Origin of the sequence: Neorhizobium sp. IRS_2294, assembly GCF_050500145.1 — a bacterium.
Taxonomy (GTDB): domain Bacteria; phylum Pseudomonadota; class Alphaproteobacteria; order Rhizobiales; family Rhizobiaceae; genus Neorhizobium; species Neorhizobium soli.
In genome coordinates this window covers 589,033-607,734 of record NZ_CP191440.1, presented here as the reverse complement: position 1 = coordinate 607,734, position 18,702 = coordinate 589,033, and the positions used below count along the sequence as shown (strand labels likewise).

Annotated in this window: 21 protein-coding genes and 3 pseudogenes; 9 read left to right on the top strand and 15 right to left on the bottom strand. The window is 59.1% G+C overall.

The annotated features are described in order from the left end of the window. Window positions 1–36: 36 nt before the first annotated feature. Genes ACQY1K_RS20030 through ACQY1K_RS20015 form a run of 4 tightly spaced genes read right to left on the bottom strand, consistent with a single transcriptional unit; the run spans window position 37 to window position 4,001 of the window. Window positions 37–1,287 carry a neutral/alkaline non-lysosomal ceramidase N-terminal domain-containing protein gene (locus tag ACQY1K_RS20030; protein ID WP_430260499.1) on the bottom strand — a complete coding sequence of 417 codons (1,251 nt, stop codon included), beginning with the start codon at window positions 1,285–1,287 and terminating at the stop codon, window positions 37–39. Continuing rightward, the gene (locus ACQY1K_RS20025; protein ID WP_430260497.1) at window positions 1,284–2,426 is read right to left on the bottom strand and encodes an N-acetylglucosamine-6-phosphate deacetylase; all 1,143 of its coding nucleotides are present in this window, start codon (window positions 2,424–2,426) and stop codon (window positions 1,284–1,286) included. Before ACQY1K_RS20025 ends, ACQY1K_RS20030 begins: the two co-directional genes overlap by 4 nt. After that, complete coding sequence (locus ACQY1K_RS20020) at window positions 2,426–3,196, bottom strand: sugar isomerase domain-containing protein (protein ID WP_184656096.1); 771 nt, start codon at window positions 3,194–3,196, stop codon at window positions 2,426–2,428. The genes ACQY1K_RS20025 and ACQY1K_RS20020 overlap by 1 nt, the downstream gene beginning before the upstream one ends. 16 nt (window positions 3,197–3,212) lie before the next feature. Beyond that, complete coding sequence (locus ACQY1K_RS20015; protein ID WP_430260495.1) at window positions 3,213–4,001, bottom strand: 6-phosphogluconolactonase; 789 nt, start codon at window positions 3,999–4,001, stop codon at window positions 3,213–3,215. Between the two features lie 218 nt (window positions 4,002–4,219). On the opposite strand from ACQY1K_RS20015, the gene ACQY1K_RS20010 reads away from it, so the two are divergent. Beyond that, window positions 4,220–5,224, top strand: a complete 1,005-nt coding sequence (locus ACQY1K_RS20010; RefSeq protein WP_430260607.1) for a LacI family DNA-binding transcriptional regulator — start codon at window positions 4,220–4,222, stop codon at window positions 5,222–5,224. A 285-nt stretch (window positions 5,225–5,509) separates the two neighbouring features. Here ACQY1K_RS20010 and ACQY1K_RS20005 read toward each other — a convergent pair. From ACQY1K_RS20005 to ACQY1K_RS19990, 4 genes and pseudogenes are all read right to left on the bottom strand, one after another. Further along, window positions 5,510–6,608, bottom strand: a pseudogene (locus ACQY1K_RS20005) (IS3 family transposase). Window positions 6,609–6,768: 160 nt separating this feature from the next. Continuing rightward, on the bottom strand, window positions 6,769–7,308 hold the full coding sequence (locus ACQY1K_RS20000; protein ID WP_430260493.1) for a hypothetical protein: 540 nt from the start codon (window positions 7,306–7,308) through the stop codon (window positions 6,769–6,771). Window positions 7,309–7,384: 76 nt separating this feature from the next. Further along, complete coding sequence (locus tag ACQY1K_RS19995; protein ID WP_430260491.1) at window positions 7,385–8,122, bottom strand: CPBP family intramembrane glutamic endopeptidase; 738 nt, start codon at window positions 8,120–8,122, stop codon at window positions 7,385–7,387. Between the two features lie 51 nt (window positions 8,123–8,173). After that, entirely contained in the window at window positions 8,174–8,572 is a 399-nt protein-coding gene (locus tag ACQY1K_RS19990) for a hypothetical protein (RefSeq protein ID WP_430260489.1), read from the bottom strand. Between the two features lie 271 nt (window positions 8,573–8,843). On the opposite strand from ACQY1K_RS19990, the gene ACQY1K_RS19985 reads away from it, so the two are divergent. Beyond that, window positions 8,844–9,533 carry a permease gene (locus ACQY1K_RS19985; RefSeq protein ID WP_430260487.1) on the top strand — a complete coding sequence of 230 codons (690 nt, stop codon included), beginning with the start codon at window positions 8,844–8,846 and terminating at the stop codon, window positions 9,531–9,533. A 217-nt stretch (window positions 9,534–9,750) separates the two neighbouring features. On the opposite strand, the gene ACQY1K_RS19980 is transcribed toward ACQY1K_RS19985, so the two are convergent. Continuing rightward, window positions 9,751–9,891 carry a hypothetical protein gene (locus ACQY1K_RS19980; protein ID WP_430260485.1) on the bottom strand — a complete coding sequence of 47 codons (141 nt, stop codon included), beginning with the start codon at window positions 9,889–9,891 and terminating at the stop codon, window positions 9,751–9,753. Between the two features lie 41 nt (window positions 9,892–9,932). Between ACQY1K_RS19980 and ACQY1K_RS19975 the strand changes: the two genes are divergently transcribed. Continuing rightward, on the top strand, window positions 9,933–10,382 hold the full coding sequence (locus ACQY1K_RS19975; protein WP_430260483.1) for a phage regulatory CII family protein: 450 nt from the start codon (window positions 9,933–9,935) through the stop codon (window positions 10,380–10,382). A gap of 88 nt (window positions 10,383–10,470) precedes the next feature. On the opposite strand, the pseudogene ACQY1K_RS19970 reads toward ACQY1K_RS19975, so the two are convergent. Then, window positions 10,471–10,757 (bottom strand): annotated as a pseudogene (locus ACQY1K_RS19970) (IS3 family transposase); the annotation flags it as partial. A gap of 638 nt (window positions 10,758–11,395) precedes the next feature. Here ACQY1K_RS19970 and ACQY1K_RS19965 point away from each other — a divergent pair. After that, the gene (locus ACQY1K_RS19965) at window positions 11,396–11,611 is read left to right on the top strand and encodes a hypothetical protein (protein WP_430260481.1); all 216 of its coding nucleotides are present in this window, start codon (window positions 11,396–11,398) and stop codon (window positions 11,609–11,611) included. Here the strand turns inward: ACQY1K_RS19965 and ACQY1K_RS19960 are convergent. Next, window positions 11,579–12,310, bottom strand: a complete 732-nt coding sequence (locus ACQY1K_RS19960; RefSeq protein ID WP_113111297.1) for an SDR family NAD(P)-dependent oxidoreductase — start codon at window positions 12,308–12,310, stop codon at window positions 11,579–11,581. The genes ACQY1K_RS19965 and ACQY1K_RS19960 overlap by 33 nt on opposite strands. An 82-nt stretch (window positions 12,311–12,392) precedes the next feature. On the opposite strand from ACQY1K_RS19960, the gene ACQY1K_RS19955 reads away from it, so the two are divergent. Further along, window positions 12,393–12,785 (top strand): winged helix-turn-helix transcriptional regulator, encoded by a 393-nt coding sequence (locus ACQY1K_RS19955; protein WP_430260479.1) that lies wholly within the window; start codon window positions 12,393–12,395, stop codon window positions 12,783–12,785. Window positions 12,786–12,972: 187 nt separating this feature from the next. On the opposite strand, the gene ACQY1K_RS19950 is transcribed toward ACQY1K_RS19955, so the two are convergent. Further along, the gene (locus tag ACQY1K_RS19950; protein ID WP_430260477.1) at window positions 12,973–13,476 is read right to left on the bottom strand and encodes a hypothetical protein; all 504 of its coding nucleotides are present in this window, start codon (window positions 13,474–13,476) and stop codon (window positions 12,973–12,975) included. A 484-nt stretch (window positions 13,477–13,960) separates the two neighbouring features. Continuing rightward, the gene (locus tag ACQY1K_RS19945) at window positions 13,961–14,326 is read right to left on the bottom strand and encodes a winged helix-turn-helix transcriptional regulator (protein ID WP_430260475.1); all 366 of its coding nucleotides are present in this window, start codon (window positions 14,324–14,326) and stop codon (window positions 13,961–13,963) included. Window positions 14,327–14,423: 97 nt separating this feature from the next. On the opposite strand from ACQY1K_RS19945, the gene ACQY1K_RS19940 reads away from it, so the two are divergent. From ACQY1K_RS19940 to ACQY1K_RS19930, 3 genes are all read left to right on the top strand, one after another. Next, window positions 14,424–14,624 carry a hypothetical protein gene (locus ACQY1K_RS19940; protein WP_430260473.1) on the top strand — a complete coding sequence of 67 codons (201 nt, stop codon included), beginning with the start codon at window positions 14,424–14,426 and terminating at the stop codon, window positions 14,622–14,624. Between the two features lie 126 nt (window positions 14,625–14,750). Further along, a complete protein-coding gene (locus ACQY1K_RS19935; protein ID WP_430260471.1) occupies window positions 14,751–15,434 on the top strand; it encodes an EthD family reductase in 684 nt (227 codons plus the stop codon). A 329-nt stretch (window positions 15,435–15,763) separates the two neighbouring features. Beyond that, window positions 15,764–16,021, top strand: coding sequence for a DUF3253 domain-containing protein (locus ACQY1K_RS19930; protein ID WP_430260469.1), 258 nt, complete (start codon window positions 15,764–15,766; stop codon window positions 16,019–16,021). A gap of 163 nt (window positions 16,022–16,184) precedes the next feature. Here ACQY1K_RS19930 and ACQY1K_RS19925 read toward each other — a convergent pair whose 3' ends face one another. Further along, window positions 16,185–16,826: a DUF2461 family protein gene (locus ACQY1K_RS19925; protein WP_430260467.1), complete on the bottom strand. Its 642-nt coding sequence runs from the start codon at window positions 16,824–16,826 to the stop codon at window positions 16,185–16,187. 223 nt (window positions 16,827–17,049) lie between these two features. On the opposite strand from ACQY1K_RS19925, the gene ACQY1K_RS19920 reads away from it, so the two are divergent. After that, entirely contained in the window at window positions 17,050–17,214 is a 165-nt protein-coding gene (locus tag ACQY1K_RS19920; RefSeq protein ID WP_113111302.1) for a DUF2256 domain-containing protein, read from the top strand. A 334-nt stretch (window positions 17,215–17,548) separates the two neighbouring features. Here ACQY1K_RS19920 and ACQY1K_RS19915 read toward each other — a convergent pair. Further along, window positions 17,549–18,686 (bottom strand): annotated as a pseudogene (locus tag ACQY1K_RS19915) (IS3 family transposase). Window positions 18,687–18,702: the final 16 nt, after the last annotated feature.

Sequence of the window (18,702 nt, the reverse complement as noted above, 5' to 3'; positions counted from 1 at the left end):
TAGCCAATACTAGGCTTCACCTCGGCATCGATCTCTTCAGCGTCCAGGCGAGAGCGAGATTGCGCATGCGGCAAGTGCTTCGGCCGATCCCGGCGCGAAGGTCATCGGCAATCCGTAATACCGGTGTGCTTCATCCACCTCGTAGCCGCCGAATTCGAACTCGCCAGCCGGCGGGATATAGCCCGGATTGTCATCGGCAAAACCTATGACAAAGGCGGGTTTGCCGGGTCCGATTGCGGTGCGGATCGACAGCGCGGTTTCGGCGAAGATTTCCCCGGGCAGTGCAACTAGTAGCAGTCCGCCCCAGTCCAGCACCGTGACCCGCGCGGAAAGCGGAGAGGGCACAGTCGGCGCGACGCTTCGTGCCCAGGCGGCCCAGGAGCCGAGCAGGCTTTTGCGCGCCGGGTCTGCGGTGACCGCCTCTTGCCGCCAGCTTGTCTCGAGCACGTCGGGTGCTTCGGTCTCCCGGCGCTGAAACTCAAGCACCACATGGTCGTTGCGTGCAACGGCGTGTGGCGACATCGGGGTCTGCGGGGCAGACAGCGCCGCCTCCGCGATCTTGAGTCCGATCCGTTCCGCCGTTGCGTAGCTGCGCTCGGGATTGGCCGAGAGCGTGATCGAGGCATGTGCGGAATGACCGGTATTGGCGTCACCTGCACAGCCTGTCATGAACAGCGCCACCGCGCCGGGATGCGTCTCCTCCAACGCCTGCCGGACGAAATGCGGATAATCGGCGGTCCAGAGACGGTTATCAGCGCCCAGCACTACCGGATGACATGCATAGGCCGTCACCAGGGCGATCATGGCGCCGTCGGTGCCGCAAATGCGAAGGAGGGTCAGGGACGCGTCCACGGGTCCGCCCGGACGGCGCCTGTTGCGAGCAATCCCCGGGTCGTTACCCAGCCCAAAGGTGATGGTCGCCGGTCGTCGCGCTGCCGCAGCCGCGTCGATGGCGGCGATGCATGCATCTTCGAGACGCTCGAGATAGGCGGTATCGGTGGCAACACCCAGGCTGCCGGTCATGGAAGCTGGACCGCCATGCGTGTGGAGCGCAGCAACGACGATGTTGTCGCACTCCAGCACGCAACGTTCGCGGATCCGTGCGCTTATCGCCGCGTCGATGCCGATGACATCCGCTACCACGACTGCCGTATCGCCGATTACCACGGCGCGTGCCGTCAATGCGTCATGGGCGCCTTCGGCCGGCTGGTTGCGGGCGGCAAAGCCGGACATCGGAAGCCCGCATGTCGGCGTGATATCGATGATGGCCGCCCCGGCTTCTATCATCTGCCGAAGACCTTTTCGCCATGCACCCATGTCTCGCGCACATTGATGTTGCGATTGCCTTGGGGCCATCCGAAACGGATGAGATCGGCACGCGCTCCGACTTCCAGGCGACCACGCCCCCTGACGAGACGGCCGGGGTTTGCCGTTGCAAGCAGAAGTGCATCGGCAAGCGGAATACCGGCCATTTCGGCAGCCATGGCCACATTCGCGGACAGCGGCAGGCTTGCGCCGGCAAGATAGGGCGTCCCGGCAACGCCGATACGGCCTTCCGGCGAGACCTCGACATCACCACCAACCGGCTGCCGGTAAAGTCCGGGCGGCATGCCGGCGAGTGCCACCATGTCGGAAACGAGGATTGCCCGATCCATTCCCTTGGCGCGCAGCATCGCTTTAAATGTATCGGCCGGCAGATGCCAGCCGTCGGCGATAAAGCTTGCCGTGAGCCTGTCGTCGGCAAGCTGCGCCCAGATAAAATTCGGGTGACGTGGCAGGGTTGCGGCAGCTCCGTTGCCGAGATGAGTTGAGAGTGTGGCGCCCGCCTCAGCAGCCGCGTGAATCTGCTCGGGGGTCGCCGCAGTGTGGCCAAGAGCGACGATCACGCCGCGTGCGGTCAAGGCCCGGATGTAGTCCAGGGTGCCGTCGTGCTCGGGTGCCAGCGTGACCATCGACACAAGGCCGCCTGATACCCTCTGCCAGCGGTCGAATTCTGCGATCGATGGTGGCCGGACATGTGCCAGCGGATGGGCGCCGCGCGGACCGTCCCTGTCGGAAATCGACGGGCCTTCGACATGCACGCCAGGAACCATATCCGCGATCAGCTGATGGCCGGCGCGGCTTGCCGCTATCGCTTCCAGTGCCTGGGTGATGGATGCTTCGGAGGCGGTGATTAAAGTGGGCAACCAGGTGGTCACGCCGACGCTTAGCAGTTCCTTGCAGAGCGACAGCAGGAGGCTCGAAGTGACCGCGCCGGCATTGAGATCGAGACCATGGAAACCGTTGACCTGCAGATCGACAAGGCCTGCGGACAGGTAAGCGGTGGCGGTCTTTTCCGCCGGGCGTATGGCGGAAATCGTCCCATCGGCGATCTCGACCAAGATGCCCTTGCCGGTGCGGGGATCGATACCGTCGACGATCGCCATCAGAGTGCCTTCACCCGTCCTTGAAAGTTGTCGATGAAACGGCCGTTCGCCTCGTCGCCACCAGGCGCGTTGCCGCTGCGCCAGACGGGCGGTTCAATGCCCCGTTGGACAAGTTTCGCGACGGTGCGGATGACGAGGCAGTTGAGCGTGAAGGCGTTGGCGAAGGTCGAGATCGCAGCGATGTTTTCTCCCATTCCTGGCACTGAGACGACGGCATCGCCGATCGGAACCTTGCAATCGATGGCAATGTCGACAACGTCGTGCAGGTTCTGTTTCGTTGGATGGCGTGCCGGATGGCCCGGCGATGTATCGGCCGCATGCTGCCGTGAACTTATGCCAATCAGGAAGGCGCCACGCTTCCTGGCTTCGAGTGCCGCATCAATCAACGCAGCATTGATGCCATAGGCATTCACGAGGATCAGTAGGTCTGTATCTCTGAGGCGCTGGTTGGCGATCACCACCTTGCCGTAACCCGGCGTGCGTTCGATCGCCATGGAGCGCAGGGCGCCATTCGAGAGCAGCGTGCCCTCGTCGAGAATGGCGCTGACATGCATCAGCCCGCCAGCGCGGAAAAAGACTTCCTGTGCAGCGAGATTGGAATGACCGCCCGGCCCGTAGATATGGATCAGCCGGTCGGCGGCAATCTGATCGGCGAGCTTAGACGCAGCCTCGTCCAGTGGCACTTTTTCCTCGTCCATGACCTTGCGCATAAGGGCGTGGGTGGATGCGAGATAGCCTTCACAAAGCACATCTGCGTCGATTGTCGTCATGTCAGTGGCCGGGCGATCAGGCATCGGGGTCGGAGTCCTTGTCGATATAAAGCGTGCAGGCCGGGTGGTTGCGCAGGATGCTGGCCGGGCATTCCGTGGCGATCGGACCATAAAGCGTCTTTGCCACCGCTTCGCGCTTGATCGAGCCGGGCACGACGCAAAACAGACGTTCGGCGCGCAGCAGGCGCGGCACGGTCAGCGTCACGGCCTGATGCGGGACCGATGCGAAATCCGGGAAACAGTCGTCATCCACCTGCTGCTGGCGGCAGATATCATCCAGTACGACAACTTTGACGTCGAGCGGATCTTCGAAATCGGCGACCGGCGGATCGTTGAAGGCAATATGGCCGTTGACGCCGATGCCGAGGCAGACGATGTCGATCGGTGCCTCGTTCATCAGCGTAGCGTAACGGGCGACTTCCGCTTCCGCATTCGGTTCCGGCGTAATGCGGTGGACGGCGGCAAAGGGCAGCCGGTTGAAGACGTGCGCATCGAGCCAGTTGGCGAACCGCGCCGGTGAGGCCGGATCGAGGCCGATATATTCGTCCATATGGAAGGCCGTCACCCGATTCCAGTCAAGTCCGGGAACAGTGGCAAGAGCCGCCAGCATGTCGCCTTGGCTGGGGGCTGCCGCAAAGACCATGCGGACTGTCGGCTGCGATGCGAGGCGCTCTGCAAGGGCTGCCGCAATATCAGCCGCTGCGGCCGCGCCCATCTGCGCCCGCGTTGCAAAGCTTTCGACCGCCAGCTGGTCGAAGGTTCGCCGCGTTTTCGGCAAAGGACGAAGCGGGGTGGTAAGGCTCATGCGGTCTCCATTCCACGGCAGGTTCTGCCCATACGGAACTGGCCGTGCGGCGCTATTCGCTCGGCCGCATCCTTGCCGTTCCCCTGTTCTTGTTTATCGAAGACTTTCATGCAACCGGTTGCATGTCAAGTGGATGACTGGCAGTGTCCGGCTCGTCGATTGATGAGGCCGCGAACTTCGTGGTAATCGGCTTCAAGAGCGGAAAGTATCCAGAGACCATGATCAAGCGGGCGAAGGGCGTCACCATCAGCCAGGTTGCGGATGCAGCCGGAGTGGCGCGTTCCAGCGTCTCGCGCGCTTTCACCAGGCCCGACATGCTGTCGCCTGAAACCGTTGACCGGATTATGAAGGTCGCCGAGACACTGGGCTATGTGCCGAACCACACGGCGCGTGCACTCAGCACCGGCCGGCACGGCAATATCGGTCTGATCGTTCCCGACATCGCCAACCCATTCTTTCCGCCGCTGATCCAGGCCGGCCAGCTGGAGGCCGACCGTTCGGACTTCTGCATCTTTCTCGGTAATACGGAGGAGAATCCGAAGCAGGAGGACAAGCTGGTGGGGCGTTTTGCCGGCCAGGTCGAGGGCATCGTGCTGGTCTCATCGCGTCTTTCCGATGAGCGCATCCGGGCCCATGCTTCGCAACTGCCACTGGTTCTGATCAACCGCGATGTGGACGGAATCCCGCGCGTGCTGATCGACAGCAGCTCGGGTGTGCGGCAGGCCGTCGAACATCTGGCCGAGCTTGGTCACCGCAAGATCGTCTATGTGAGTGGCCCAGCAAATTCATGGTCAAACAAGCAACGCCGGACCGCAATCCGCAGTGCGGCGTCCGGACTCAAGGTGGACATCGAGACGGTGCCGGCCGTGCTTGCAAGCTACACCTCCGGCCGCAATGCCGTGAGCGCCATCCTTGCAACAGGCGCCACAGCAGCTGTTGCCTTCGATGATCTCACGGCGCAAGGCGTGCTGGCTGGGCTTGCCGAAAAGAAGGTCTCCGTTCCGAGAGATTTCAGCCTGATTGGCTGTGACGACGTCCTGGGTGCGGTGACCTATCCGGCGCTCACCTCGGTCTCGAACCGCTCGGTCGAGGCCGGCCGGGTCGCTGTGTCGCTGCTCATCGAAATGCTCCAGTCCAACGGGATACGTGATGCGCGCTACGTGCTGCAGACCCATCTGGTGATGAGGGAAACGACGATGGCGCTCGGGTACCGCGCGCCTTGACGGTGAAGTCGTCAGAGCCTTACCGGATCATTGGTCCAAACCATCACGGCGGCCGAAATTACAAGCCTCGGTGCCATCAGGCCCCCGCAACCAAATCATCATTATCGAAAAACACCCGTAGCCATAAGCTGCGGGTGTTTTGCGTTTGTGGCCTAACCGAAGCGCACTAACGACCGATACGGGTCTGCCAAAGACGGGTGACGCAGTATCCGATCGGTTTTGCACTTGACCTGAGACCCAACTCCCCTCCAGTTTTCGAGAGAGTCTTGGGTTTTCAATTTGGCCTCATGCTGCCTGTTTTTCCATAGCCATTTTCATTGCGAACTCTCTGGGTGTGATGTTGCCCAGCGACGAGTGGGGTCTGTTCCTGTTGTAATCCTCCTTCCATGCGGTGATGGCGGCGCGGGCCTGGGTGAGTGACGAGAACAGGGTCTCGTTGAGGCACTCGTCACGGAAGCTGCCGTTGAAGCTTTCGACGAAGCCGTTTTGCATCGGCTTGCCGGGGGCGATGTAGTGCCATTCGACCTTTGTCTCCTGGCACCATTTGAGGATGGCCATGCTGGTCATCTCCGTGCCGTTGTCCGAGACAATCGTCTTCGGCTTCCCCGTCTGACGATAAGGGTGTCCAACTCGCGGGCAAGCCGAGCGCCCGACAGAGATGTGTCGGCGACCAGGCACAGGCATTCGCGGGTGAAGTCGTCGACAACCGCCAGCACCCGGAAGCGGCGACCGTCGGTGAAGGCATCGCTGATGAAGTCCAAACTCCAGCGCTCGTTGGGGCGTGACGGCAGAGCCAGGGGGCGTCTTGTCCCCAAGGCCCGCTTTCGGCCGCCGCGCTTGCGCACCGTCAGCTTCTCCTCCCGATAGAGACGTCGAAGCTTCTTCAGGTTCATGACGATCCCCTGACGGTCGAGCATCACGTGGATGCGGCGATAACCGAAGCGTCGGCGCTCCGACGCCACTTTCGTCATTGCCTCCCGAATAGTCGCATCGTCAGGCCGCACGCTGCGGTATCGCATGCTCGACCGATCTAACGACAGAACCTCGCACGCCCGACGCTGGCTCACCCCATGCTGCGCACAGACATGAGCCACCACATCCCGCTTCACATCGGGCGTCACCATTTTTTTGACGCGACATCCTTCAGGATCGCATTGTCCAGCATGGCCTCGGCCAAGAGCTTCTTCAGCTTGGCGTTCTCGTCCTCGAGCGCCTTCAGCTTGCGGGCATCGGACACGTCCATGCCGCCATACTTCGCCTTGTATTTGTAGAAGGTTGCGTCCGAGATGCCGTGCTTGCGGCAGACGTCAACTGTCTTCGCACCCGCCTCCTGCTCCTTCAATATCCCGATGATCTGTTCTTCCGTGAACCGTGAACGCTTCATTCGTCCGTCTCCTCGTTGTGACGGACTCTACCAAAATCTGGCGGAAGTTTGGGGTCTCAGGTCACCCGCTCAAAACTTTAGTTTCTTAGTTGCGAGCTCAGGCGATCAGTCAAGTCGAGCGCGCAATTAAAATGGGTTCGTTAAATGCAGCTTCACACCGTTAATCGCGAACAACGCGTCTGAATGCACCGGACGAATCGAAGCGGCACTCGAACGTGGTGACCCGCGATCCCTCGGGTGGGAACTGGCCGTAGACAGTGAACCCGCCCCCCGTGCGCTCCACCGGGAGAGTAAGGATTTCCTGAGGCCTCCGACCGAACGTGGCTGATGCCTCTCCCTGGCAGAATTTACCCATGCTTCCGATGGAGACCCTCTGCCGCGACTTCGTTTCGATATCGCGTTGCGGCGGCGGTGAATACGCGTTGCCGCGGAACGGGAAGTCCGGCTTGTCTCCACGGGAGTTCGGACATTCGTAGCTCATGGAGTACCAGGTCACCGGTCCTGGAACGCTGTCGCCGAGGAGCCCTCCTGCGTGGCTCTCACTGAAGAGAACGTGGTATTCGCCACCGCAGACGCGCTGGGCCTCCTGGATGCATGCTCCGCTGCTGCCCTTGCACTTTGTCTGATGAACGTCGTTTGCAGACGCGGGGAGGGCCGACAGCAGGATCATTCCCATGAGAGATTTCGCTACGAGACGCATTCTAAGTCCTTTCGTTCGAACGTTGCGGCGCGAAGGCCATGAGTTGGATTTTTCGATGGCGACCGGCCTTCGGGGTTCACTCCACTGCATTGATGGGCACATGGCCGAACTCCAAAACGAAGACAAATCCAGTCCAGTCGTTGATGATATGGGCGCCCGCGGAGACCCAGAGATTTCTCGTGACGATATAGGCGAGCGTGAGTATCAGGCGGGCAAAACCGATGCCGATGAGAGACTGTGCAAAGTGCCAGTCATAGGTCGGCAGATGCGCCGCGCCGAAGAGCAGAGACGAAATGACAACGGCGATAACGATCCCCAACCTTCGTGACAGGTGCAAACGCTGCACGCACAGCCACAATACAGCGAGGAAAGGCAGTATTCCGAAAAGCTCTTCCCCTACCAACTGGATGCCGGTCACGAGAAGCGTGGCGCTCACCTGGGTTGCCGACATCGCGGCGATCGCATCCGCGACGGGATTGGAGTAAAGTTCGAAAAACTGTTGCAGGACCAAGCCCATCGCCATGGATCCCACCAGCGTAGCAACCCCGAACAGCACCATCAGCCCCACGGATCGAAATCCGACAGGACGGAACAGGCAGTTCCAGTGTGGCCCGGCTACCTTGCGAAGCGCCAACACGGGGACTGCGACGAACAGCAGCGCCGGAATGAGATTGTAGGGGAAGGTGCGAAGGGGAACGAGGGTGAGCACAAGCAGAGCGCTCGCCAACGATACAATGACAAGGAGCCAGCCCGGTCCATCAATTTCGACGGGCTTGCCGTTGTAGAACGGGAAATCGCGATCGGTTGAAATCACCCTTCGAACCTCGACATTTCCGGACGACCGTGTCGCACGCGGTTCGGATGACTACTCGACGTAGAGCGTGAGATCGTAACTCGCGGTCTCATTGCGCCTTGCGGCATTGCGCATCAGATAGACGTCGATGAGGTACTTGCCGCTGGACGGGATCGTGATGCTGGTGCCGTTTCCATCGATCGAACTGTTGTAGAGAGCCGCATCGGCGCCCGGAGCGGTCACATTGAAGTAGAGGCTTGTATTGCGGGAATCGAGCTGGACGCTCATCTTCTGGCCGGCCGTAACCGACAGCGCGTACTGAACCGTCTGGTAGCCTTTGACCGACGATTTGATGGTTGAGCTCGAGGATCCCGTAGCAAAACGAACCGTCTCGCGCCGCATCTCGTCGGCGACGGAGGGCACGGCTGCCATCATGGCGACCCCGAATATCAGGCTTTTCATCATCTTCATCGACTGGCTCCTCCCGTTCGATCTACGAGCAAAGTCTCTTGCACGGCTTGGCACCTTGACGAAGTTGCTCGGGTTCATGCGACGACCTCCCGGTGTCTATCTCAAAAACCTACATTAGCTGAAATGGCATGGGAAGCCTGTTCGGCCAAATCCTTCACCGTGGCAGCTGCACTGCCCGCGCGCAAAGACAGGGCACAGCACAGTGACGTCTGGTGCCGACACTGGTAAGAGGGTGCAACCACACGCAAGCATCAACGGGAAGGACTGGCACGTGGACTTCATGAAACTGCTGAAGTCGCTCGAAGAGCTCCTCTACGAGCTCGTGTCGTGGCTGGTCTTTTATCCCGTCACAATGTGGCGTGCCGTCGTCAGGCCACTCAGCATGATGCGCTACGCAGACATCGAACTCGCCGACGAGCCGGAAGAACAGTATCAGGACACGCTTAGTCCGCCCCTGTTCCTGCTCATTACGCTGCTTCTTTCACAGGCGCTGTCTGGAGCACTGCCATCGGTCTACGATCCGACGGAAGCTGCCCGCGAGCTCGGCTCGGGCTCCAATCTTCTGATCGCAAGGGGAGTGATCTTTGGCATCTTTCCGCTCTGCATGGCGGTGACTCTGCTACGATCGAAGAGGGTCAGGATCACCCGCAATTCGCTCCGCCCGCCCTTCTTCAGCCAGTGCTATGTCGCGGCACCCTTTGCCTTCCTTCTCGTGCTGGGCTTCGATTTTTTCAGCATGCCTCAGGAGCAGGGAAATCTCGCCGGCGGCGTCGCAGTTGCGGTTGCCACCATCTGGTACGCGCAGGCGCAGGTCCGCTGGTTCAGGCACGACCTCGGCGTCAGCGCGCTAAAAGCGATCGCTATTTTCGTCGGCGCATTCCTGTTTGCCACCATCACGGCGTTTACCGTTGCAGCGGTGATCACTCTCGACGCCAAGAGCATTGCTCCCGCCCCTGGTTGATTGACTGGTGGAGAAGAGCGACCGGTGGTGCCATGACGTCATTTTCGTCCGTGACGGATGATCAGCCACATGGGGATGAAAACTCCGATGACGGCCCAGAGAACTACGGAGGCACCGAAGTGAAGTCTTCCTGTTTCGGCAAGTGATATGCCGAGGACAATGGCCGCTACGGTTGTCACAAAGACTGTGACGGACATGATGATCCAGAAAAGCATTGTCATTCCATGATGATGTGATCGGCACGGTACTTCACAGGACCATCCCAGCCGACGGGGTCACGCCAGCCTTGCCGCAGATAGAATCTCAAACCGGCTCCGGCGATCAAAACGCGGGCGCCGTTTTGACGGCCTTGCAGCATCAGGGTCTCTGTGTGACGATCCAAAACTCAGGAGGGACCTCATGAACCGCGGCGAAGACTTTGCCCACATCGTCTACACGCTTCTCGTGGTGGAGAAGCAGATGTCGGTTGAGGAAGCGGCGGCCGCCTTGGGGATGAGCTACGCCTCGCTTCACTCGCGACTGATTGCTCGCAGCCCTTTTTCCGCCGACGAGATCCAGGCTCTGATCAGAGTGTTACCGGACCCGAGACTGGCGTCTTATCTTCTGGACGGAAGCGTCTTTGTGGCAGCGGAGCGTATAATGCCCCCGGTCGACCATCGCCTTGCCAACGAAGCGGTACAAAGGGGAGCGACAAAGGTCGTGGTCGAGGCGGCCGATATCCTTGAGCTTGTGGACGCTGTGTTGGCAGGCGGCGGTCTCGACCACCGTCACAAGAGGCTTCTACTGAAGGATATCGTTGAGGCCGAACGAGCGCTTGCAACACTTCGGTTGCAGATCGCAGATGCTTGACCGACGGAGACAGCAGGCCATCAACGATACAAGCGGTTCTGATCCAAGCTGCAAGATTGAACGGTGTAGCCGCCTGAAACCGTGTTTTCCAACTGATCACGAATTCGACCGCTTCGAAGTTCCCCCAAGGCCCGCCCCGATGGATGACCTCGGCTTGTAGAGACCGTTGATCGTTTCGGTGAGGGCGTTGTCGTAACTGTCGTCGACGCTTTCGATAGAAAGCTTGATGCCAGCTTCTGCCAACTGCATGGTGTATTTAACGCCCCTGTCCGAGTGATGCACGAGGCCGCCTCCATGAGCGGCATGCCGAGCTCGAAGAGCCCGCTTGAATGCATCGAGGACAAAGCGAGCATTCGCCGTCGGCTCGCCCGCCCACTCGTGCAGCGTGGCTGGCGAGCAGCCGATCTTGGCCGCTATAGATAAAACGGCAGCTCAGCGTGATGAATGCTCGGCTGGCGGTCCAGCACCATACGGATGGCAACCGCACGGACTTCAGGTGAAAACTCGTTCTTTGTCTTGGTCATGATGGCTCCACTTTCTCTGAAGTTGGAGCCTCCGGCAAACCCGGCGCGGTTCGAGCGCTCCTTCGACGGTGAGCGCCAGGAGAGCCATACTAAGGCTGAGAAGAACCACGAGCCCTTCGTGCTCTGTCAGCCTGACGGCGATTGCTCGGAATGCCGCGACAGACGGGTGAAGCGGCCGATACACTCTCGGGATCGCATTCCGGAACGAGTGGAGATGTGACCATGAAACGCCGGGAAATAGACGCAATCGGCAGGCACTTGAAACTGAACGACGTTGAGGTGCCGAGACCTGGTCCGAAGTGGTCTTGATAAACGGGAACGCAGTCGCACTGATTACCGTTACAGGATGGTTGTCGAGACAGGACGCGGACGCCTCACAATCTCCGATTCACGCCGTGCTCGGACCCTGCCGAAGAAGTCGTCGGTCTCGAAGAGGGTGCTGCACGGTTTGAATTGGGATCCAACGTCATCTCGGCGGAAACACCGGACTTGATCGACGGCCTGCGCACCGGTACTGCCCACACGCCTGCCTATCAGACCTTGTGTGGCTTCTGTCCGGGTGTGCTCGACGAATACGTCGCGATGCCGGATTCGACGGAAGACGCCAAAGCCCAGCAGGGACCAAGGATGTACCCGACCAATTTGGGACGGGTACATCGTTTCAGCGGCTTCTTAGACCTGCCGCAAGCCGCCGTCGACGCATAGTTCAGCACCGGCGATGTAGCTCGCGTCATCGCTCAACAAGAACAAGGCTGCCGCAGCCACTTCTGAAGGCCGCGCCATTCGTCCCATCGGGATTGGCGCAACAATTGCTGCGCGCGTGTCTTCGCCGACTGCAGCCATCATATCCGTATCTGTTGGGCCGGGTGCAACGACGTTGACCCGAATGCCCCTGGGTGCAAGTTCTGCCGTCCAGGTTCTGGCGTAGGATCGAACGGCCGCTTTGGTTGCGCAGTAGCTTCCGTAAGCCGCGTAACCCGCGTTCCCGGCAATGGACCCGACGAGGACAACCGCGCTGCCTTCTGGCATTGCTGGAAGAGCTGCCTGGAGGCCGAATACCATTCCGCGAACGTTGACGTCGAAATGGCGGTCGAAGTGCTCCGGTGTAATCTCGGTGATCTGCGAAGGTTCGGAAATACCTGCATTCAAAACAAGCGCGTCGATACGACCGTATGCTTTGCGCACTTGTTCGACAACGGCGACCATGTCTTCCGGCGAGCTTGCGTCGGCGGTAATGCCGACCGCGCCATGGCCGATGCCTTCGGCCGCCTTGTCGGCCTCTTCACCTCGACGGCTGGTGACGAAGACATTTGCGCCTTCTGCAGACAGCCGCTCGGCAATCGCGAGGCCAATACCTTTCGCGCCGCCAACGACCAATACAACCTTGTTACTCATGCGATCCATCGAAAATCCCTTTCACTGAGTAGTCTGGGAATGAAATACGATGGATATCTGATATCAATTACGCACCTGGAATAGCCTAGATATGGACGAGTATACCGACTTGGAAGCCCTCTCTCATCGCGCGCTTTGCGACATGCCCCTGGTTCGCCCGGTGCTCGATAAGATCGCTGACAAGTGGACAATCCTGATACTGACAGTCATCTGTCCACGACCCGCGCGTTTCAACGAAATCAAGCGGCGTCTCGACGGTATCACTCATAAGGCTCTGGCCGACGCATTGAAGAGGCTTGAGCGGAACGGCCTTGTGACGAGAACCGTACTCGCGACGCAGCCGATTGGCGTCGAATATGCGATCACTCCACTGGGCCATTCTCTGCGGCAGCCGTTTGAGGCATTGTGCGCGTGGGCAGCGGCTAACGGCGAGAAGGTCGAGGCAGCCACGCTACGCTATGACAAGACGGGTAATCGTCGTTGACCGTCTTGCAATGACCTCTGTTGGCGCCAAGCAAGCAAGTCGTCACAAATTTAGACGTCGGGTTTCGTCGCGCCAGGACGGATTGAACGCTCACCTCCGCGAAGTGGACGACTGCGTATTATTTCCGGTTATGTCTGCTGAATAAGGCGACAACGCTATGAGGATGCGTCATCCACAAAAAACAGTCTCAAGTTTCGCGCGGACTGATCGGCAGATTCACTAATCCTTGGTGGGAGGTCGTTCTCATACGCTGGAAGTTGTGTTTCCACACCGCCGGATGTGGAGACGATAGTTTTTGCAAGCTCTGCACGATCTTACATGGCAAGGTTTGCGCCTTCGCCCGCGAAAGGCGTGAGGATATTGACGTGACTTTGTGACACCACCCTATCGCCTTTGGAGGAATCGAGCCAATAAGCAGGGCTCTCAGGTCTTTCCGGTCAATTTCCGGGCGATTGCCGATAGGGTTGCCGGGACTGTCGAACAGAATACGACCTTCCTTGTCGACCACGCGTTTTGCATCTTCACCAGGCGGGACAAGATCAATGAAGGTGTCACAGAGCTCCGCAGCTTTCAGAGCGATCTGGCCGTTATGCTCATGGATATCGAGCAGCCCGCCTTGTCCTCTTGTTATCGCGGATAGCACTGCTTCATAGATGGTGGCGGGGGTGCCGTGGAGATGGAGTACGGGCAAGCGTCAGGCCACCGAGACCAGGGCCAATAATCGTAATTGCGTTTCGCAATGGAGCGCTCCTGCCAATGCATGCCTGTAGCGTTTGGAAACGCCGAGCCAGCTTGCCTGATCGCATAAGGCGGTTGCTTCGGGAGACGCTGATCAACCAGAACGCGGTGCTCGGCTGACTTGTACTCTATGGCCTAAAATAGCCAGTGGTTTTTCGCGGCACATATATAATGCATTTGGAACTGGAGAAAGAGAACGGTATCATGAGCGGTCGCACCGAGCGCTAGGCCATGTCCGCTGCTGGCGCAATTCTCAGGTTGTTGCGGACTTCTAACACCAACTAAGTCAAAGGTATTCTTGAGCAAGTCACGCTCGACAAACCTTAAAAGCTGTCTCCTATGACCAGCCCAATTCCTGTTCGCCTCCGACCAGCAAAGTCCAGCAATCCTTGGAGGCCGCGACGTCGCTGTTGAGGTCAAATCGGCGGCGCATCCGGTTACGCGGCGTCGCGGCCGTCGAACGCTTGGCGCGCCCGCTCCACCGCATCCAGATGCGCCATGGTCCAGGCATGGAGTGCCTGAAAAGGGCCGAGTAGCGAACAGCCAAGCGGCGAGATGGTGTATTCAACCCCAATTGGCGAGGTCTCTATGACCCGGCGGGAAATGAGGCCGTTGCGTTCCAGCCGCCGCAAGCATTGTGTCAGTGCCTTCTGCGTCACGCCCCCCAGGTGCCGCTTGATGCCATTGAAGCGCATAGGTCCCGCGTCCAGCACGCTGAGCACCATCATCGACCACTTGTCGGCGATATTGTCGAACAGCGAGCGGCTGGGACAGTTCTCATCAAAGTGCTGGCAGACGGGCATGGGGTTTCCTTGGTGATACCTAGGCGACTGTAAGTGCGTTCTTGCAACTTAGTAGCAGAAGTATACCTATCTCGCAAATCAAGGAGGGAGGCTCCCTATGACTTCAACCGACGGTCTGTTCCGATCCATCCGCGTCGGCTCGATGAAGCTAGCGAACTGGATCGTCATGCCGCTGATAATTCACAGCTTCGCCCCCACCGGATTCGCGGCCCGGCGCATCCCGCGTACTACCGGCTGCGGGCGGCAGGCGTCGTCGGCCTGCTCGACCGATCTGCTTCGTCTAACGTCGGTGAAGTAACGTGACGGGCCGATCAAGTCAGGGCGTTCGGTCAATCCCAAACAGCAAGATCATCCGCAGCCGGGAAAAGTCAGCCAGCTAAACAATTTAACCAAGTCAATCGACACAACACAGTCAGAACCTTCCGTGATCCGATTCTTCGCCCTCCTCCCCCGCCGCCCCGATATCGACCGCCAGCGCTTCCACGACCATTGGCGTCACCCGCACAGCACCATGGGACGCCAGATCCCGGGCATGCTCACCTACGTCCAAGGGCACCAGTTCGACACCGACCGCCTCGGCCCGGGTCAGGACAAGTACGACGGCGTTGCCATGCCGTCGTTCGACTCCCCGAAAGACGCCGCCGCACTGGTCGACGAGCCCTTGTTCGTCGACAACATCCGCCCCGACGAGCCGTTGTTCCAAGACCTGCCGAATGTCATCTTCTTCATCACCGAGGAGGATGTAATCGTCTCGCGGCCTCCAATGGGTGCCGTATCCGACGTTGATCGACAATGGGACGTGCTGGAGCGGCCGACCAGCATCCATCTCCTGCAGTTCGTGCACCTCGATGGCAATCCCGGCTGGGCGGGTGCTGATGACGCCGAGCTCGGCCTGCGGATCGGCGCGCTGCGTCACGCGGTGAACCGGCCGAGCGCCGAGGTGCACGGCGACGGCGCACCGTTCCTGGGCGCCCGCCAGTTGTGGTGGCCCACCCTGACGGCGTTCCAGGACGGCGTGGACACCGATCGGGCCGCCTTCGACGAGCTCCTCGCCCGAGCCGGTCAAGCCGTCACCATGTTGGCGGTCTCAGAGCGGTTTGTGCGGTGAGGCGGAGTTTTTTGGAGCGGCCGACAGGGCGCTAACCCTGCCGACCCTTTACGTCTTATCTGATCGGACTAACCCGCAGAGACACTGTCAAGCCGCTGCGGGTTAATCGGACTGAAGGGGAGCGCTGAAGGTCGCCATAGGGGGGTGAGAGGTTTTCGTATCGCTTTGCCTTAAGGAGGTCGATCTCTCCCCAGCTCAACACGGAGCCGTCCAGTCCACCACCACCGCTGTGAGGTGTATTCCGCAGAGATGGTCTTGCCTGATGCTTTGCTGAGACAATGTAACTGTCAAATGACCCGCGAGACAGTTCAATTAAATGGGGACGAGCCATGAGCGCGAATGCGGAATCGACCATTTTGAGTTTTGTCGCCAGTCGACCTGATGGGACGACGTGCCCGAGCGAAGTTGCGCGTAGCCTTGCAAATGATCACAATGCCCCGCTTGAGTGGCGTGACTACATGCCGGCCGTCCATGAAGCGGTTGATGCCTTGATTGTGCGAAGAGAGATCACCCTTTCCTGGAAATCTGTCGTAATGGGGGAGAGAGCCGGTCCATACCGTATAAGTGCTCGCAAGCAAAATCTCTAATGCCGAGACGTCTGCAGCCACCTTTTTAGCGTCCTAAACAATCTCAATGACAGGAAACCGATCAAGCACATCCCGACCGTGCTGATAGTCGCGAGCCTACTTTTTCGTCTCGATAAGCTTCGGGTCAGTAAGTGTGCGCGCAAGAGCCGTCCGGTTATCGGGACTACGGGAGCTTAGTCGTTGCCCGATTGATGTAATCGACCAGGGCGCGGGCAGCGGCGAATGATTTTACTATTTCCTCGACGAGATTGGAGGACACGAGCATCTCGTCAGAAACGTTGCGACAGGCTCCGAAGTTTTTGAGATTGAAAAAGTCGAGCGCGTCGTGATTTCTGACGTACCCGCTGGCGCTCAAATCATGACCGCCCGTCAGACCATTTGGGAAATATGTCCGAAATAATGGACCCTCGACGATCCCTCTCCATTTGCCGGTGTGGCTTGCGATTGTTTGCCGCAAAATGCGGGCAAGCCGTGGCGGGGGTAGCAGCGCTCCGCCTCCGCTGTATGAGCTGTGCGGAGAGATTTGCATGTAATATGTCGCGGCTGCGTTCTTCGAAGGCGAAACTCGCAACGTGATGCAGCAGGTGCCTTTCGAGATAGACGCGGCACTCAAACATTTGCGGGGATCTCGGTTGGCCTCATCTACGCGCTTGTCGATCGACCCTGTGCTATTAGCCAACGCTAGGGTGAATTCGATTAAGTCGCGGCGCGCGCAATCAAGTTCAGCTCGGTTGTCGTCAAGCCACTCGGCGCCGTGATTACTGGAGGCTTCCTCTAGAAAATCAAAAGTCGATCGGTTGATCATTCACTGTCTCAAACATGGCAAACTGGCCTGTCATAGGACAGGCGGAACATAAAGTGAGCGGAAATAGCTCAAGCGGACATGAAAAGAGTTGGAAGTCGGATGCTTCCAATCGCTGATTGCTACCCCCAGATAGGGTAGGGCTCGTGGAATTGCCACTTCGGTAACTGAGCGGCGATTGGTACGCTCGCATTTTCGTGAACACATTGTCTAGGAGAGGATCCATATGGCGAGAATGGTCAAGAAAGCGGATCTGCCGATAAAAACGTGTGCGACATGCGGCAAACCCTTTGCATGGAGGCTGAAGTGGGCCAAGAACTGGAGCGATGTGAAGTACTGTTCTGAACGCTGCCGCCGCTCTAAGCTAAAGCCACCACATCCAAAGTTATAGAATCCTGCCCGCCTGCAGATGCTTCGAAGGCTGCCGTACAAGCCGCGTCTGGCTATGGTGGAGCAAACTTAGGACATTCTGAGCTATTTTCGGTGACGAAAGATGGAGGCGAAGTGTCTTGGCACCATCACGGCTGCCGAAGAGATGATCCTAATGCCTTTGATCCTCTTGCTTTGCGGGTCGTATTGACCCCTGGCGCAACAGTGGCCCGATCAGGTCGTGACGTCTTCGCGCCCAGTCACAGCCGACATAACCCGGAAAAGACTGCCGAGTAGAGCTGGCTCGGTTTGTCTGAACAGTTTCGGGCGTTTCGCTAAGTGGATTTCCACCTCGATTATGCCGCCACCATCATTGGTGCCAGCGCGTTGAAGTAGGCCTGATCCGGCGTCCTCCGGTCAAGGGATGAATGTGGGCGTCGGCTATTGTAAAAGGTCAGATAGCGGCGGATGCCAGCGCGGGCCTCGGACACTGTTTTATAGGCGTGGAGGTAGACTTCCTCGTATTTGATCGAACGCCAGAGCCGCTCGACGAAGACGTTGTCCCGCCACGCACCCTTGCCATCCATCGAGATGGCAATCTCAGCCTTTTTCAGCACCGCCGTGAAGTCGACGGAGGTAAACTGCGAGCCCTGATCGGTGTTGAAGATGTCCGGCTTTCCGTAGCGGGCAAGCGCTTCCTCGACCGCTTCGATACAGAAGGCTGCTTCCATCGTGATCGACAGCCGCCACGACAAAACCCTCCGACTGAACCAGTCGACGACCGCGCAAAGATAGACGAAGCCCCGCGCCATGGGGATGTAGGTCAGGTCCATCGCCCAGACCTGGTTGGGGCGGGTGACCGCCAGCTTGCGGAGGAGATACGGATAGATTTTGTGACCGGGAGCCGGTTTCGAAGTGTTCGGGCGACGGTAGATCGCCTCGATGCCCATCTTCTTCATCAGCGTGGCGACGTGCAGCCGCCCAGTCTCCAGCCCTTCTCCCCTCAAGAGCCCTTGCAACATCCGACTTCCGGCAAATGGGTAGTCGAGATGCAACTCGTCGATCCGGCGCATCAGAGCCAGATCGCCGTCAGACACCGGACGCGGCGAATAATAGACGCTGCCACGGCTGAAGCCGAGAAGCTTCGCCTGGCGCACGACGGATAGCTTATGCTCGCGGTCGATCATTTCTTTCCGCTCAGCAATCCCGCCTTGCCGAGCGCTCCGGCTAAAAAATCATTCTCCAGCGTCAGCTCCCCGATCTTGGCGTGCAGCGTTTTGACATCGACGGTTGGACCCGCCGGTTCCGCCTTCGCTTCATCGCCGAAAACGCCTGTCGCTCCCTCAAGGAGCTGGTCTTTCCACTGCTTGATCTGGTTGGCGTGCACGTCGAACTGCTGGGACAGTTCCACCAGCGTCTGCTCGCCTCGAATGGCGGCGAGCGCCCTTTTGCCTTGAAAGCCGGGCTATGGTTCCGGCGCGGTCGTCTCGTCATGGTATCTCCTGTTCCT

Coding starts and splice junctions, on each gene's coding strand:
- ACQY1K_RS19955 (WP_430260479.1), top strand. CDS start 12,393: ATGGACGAGTATACCGACTTGGAAGCCCTCTCTCATCGCGCGCTTTGC.
- ACQY1K_RS20000 (WP_430260493.1), bottom strand. CDS start 7,308: ATGCGTCTCGTAGCGAAATCTCTCATGGGAATGATCCTGCTGTCGGCC.
- ACQY1K_RS19960 (WP_113111297.1), bottom strand. CDS start 12,310: ATGGATCGCATGAGTAACAAGGTTGTATTGGTCGTTGGCGGCGCGAAA.
- ACQY1K_RS20020 (WP_184656096.1), bottom strand. CDS start 3,196: ATGACGACAATCGACGCAGATGTGCTTTGTGAAGGCTATCTCGCATCC.
- ACQY1K_RS20010 (WP_430260607.1), top strand. CDS start 4,220: ATGATCAAGCGGGCGAAGGGCGTCACCATCAGCCAGGTTGCGGATGCA.
- ACQY1K_RS19940 (WP_430260473.1), top strand. CDS start 14,424: ATGACTTCAACCGACGGTCTGTTCCGATCCATCCGCGTCGGCTCGATG.
- ACQY1K_RS19975 (WP_430260483.1), top strand. CDS start 9,933: ATGAACCGCGGCGAAGACTTTGCCCACATCGTCTACACGCTTCTCGTG.
- ACQY1K_RS19980 (WP_430260485.1), bottom strand. CDS start 9,891: ATGCTGCAAGGCCGTCAAAACGGCGCCCGCGTTTTGATCGCCGGAGCC.
- ACQY1K_RS19990 (WP_430260489.1), bottom strand. CDS start 8,572: ATGAAGATGATGAAAAGCCTGATATTCGGGGTCGCCATGATGGCAGCC.
- ACQY1K_RS19930 (WP_430260469.1), top strand. CDS start 15,764: ATGAGCGCGAATGCGGAATCGACCATTTTGAGTTTTGTCGCCAGTCGA.
- ACQY1K_RS19925 (WP_430260467.1), bottom strand. CDS start 16,826: ATGATCAACCGATCGACTTTTGATTTTCTAGAGGAAGCCTCCAGTAAT.
- ACQY1K_RS20015 (WP_430260495.1), bottom strand. CDS start 4,001: ATGAGCCTTACCACCCCGCTTCGTCCTTTGCCGAAAACGCGGCGAACC.
- ACQY1K_RS19945 (WP_430260475.1), bottom strand. CDS start 14,326: ATGCCCGTCTGCCAGCACTTTGATGAGAACTGTCCCAGCCGCTCGCTG.
- ACQY1K_RS19920 (WP_113111302.1), top strand. CDS start 17,050: ATGGCGAGAATGGTCAAGAAAGCGGATCTGCCGATAAAAACGTGTGCG.
- ACQY1K_RS20030 (WP_430260499.1), bottom strand. CDS start 1,287: ATGATAGAAGCCGGGGCGGCCATCATCGATATCACGCCGACATGCGGG.
- ACQY1K_RS20025 (WP_430260497.1), bottom strand. CDS start 2,426: ATGGCGATCGTCGACGGTATCGATCCCCGCACCGGCAAGGGCATCTTG.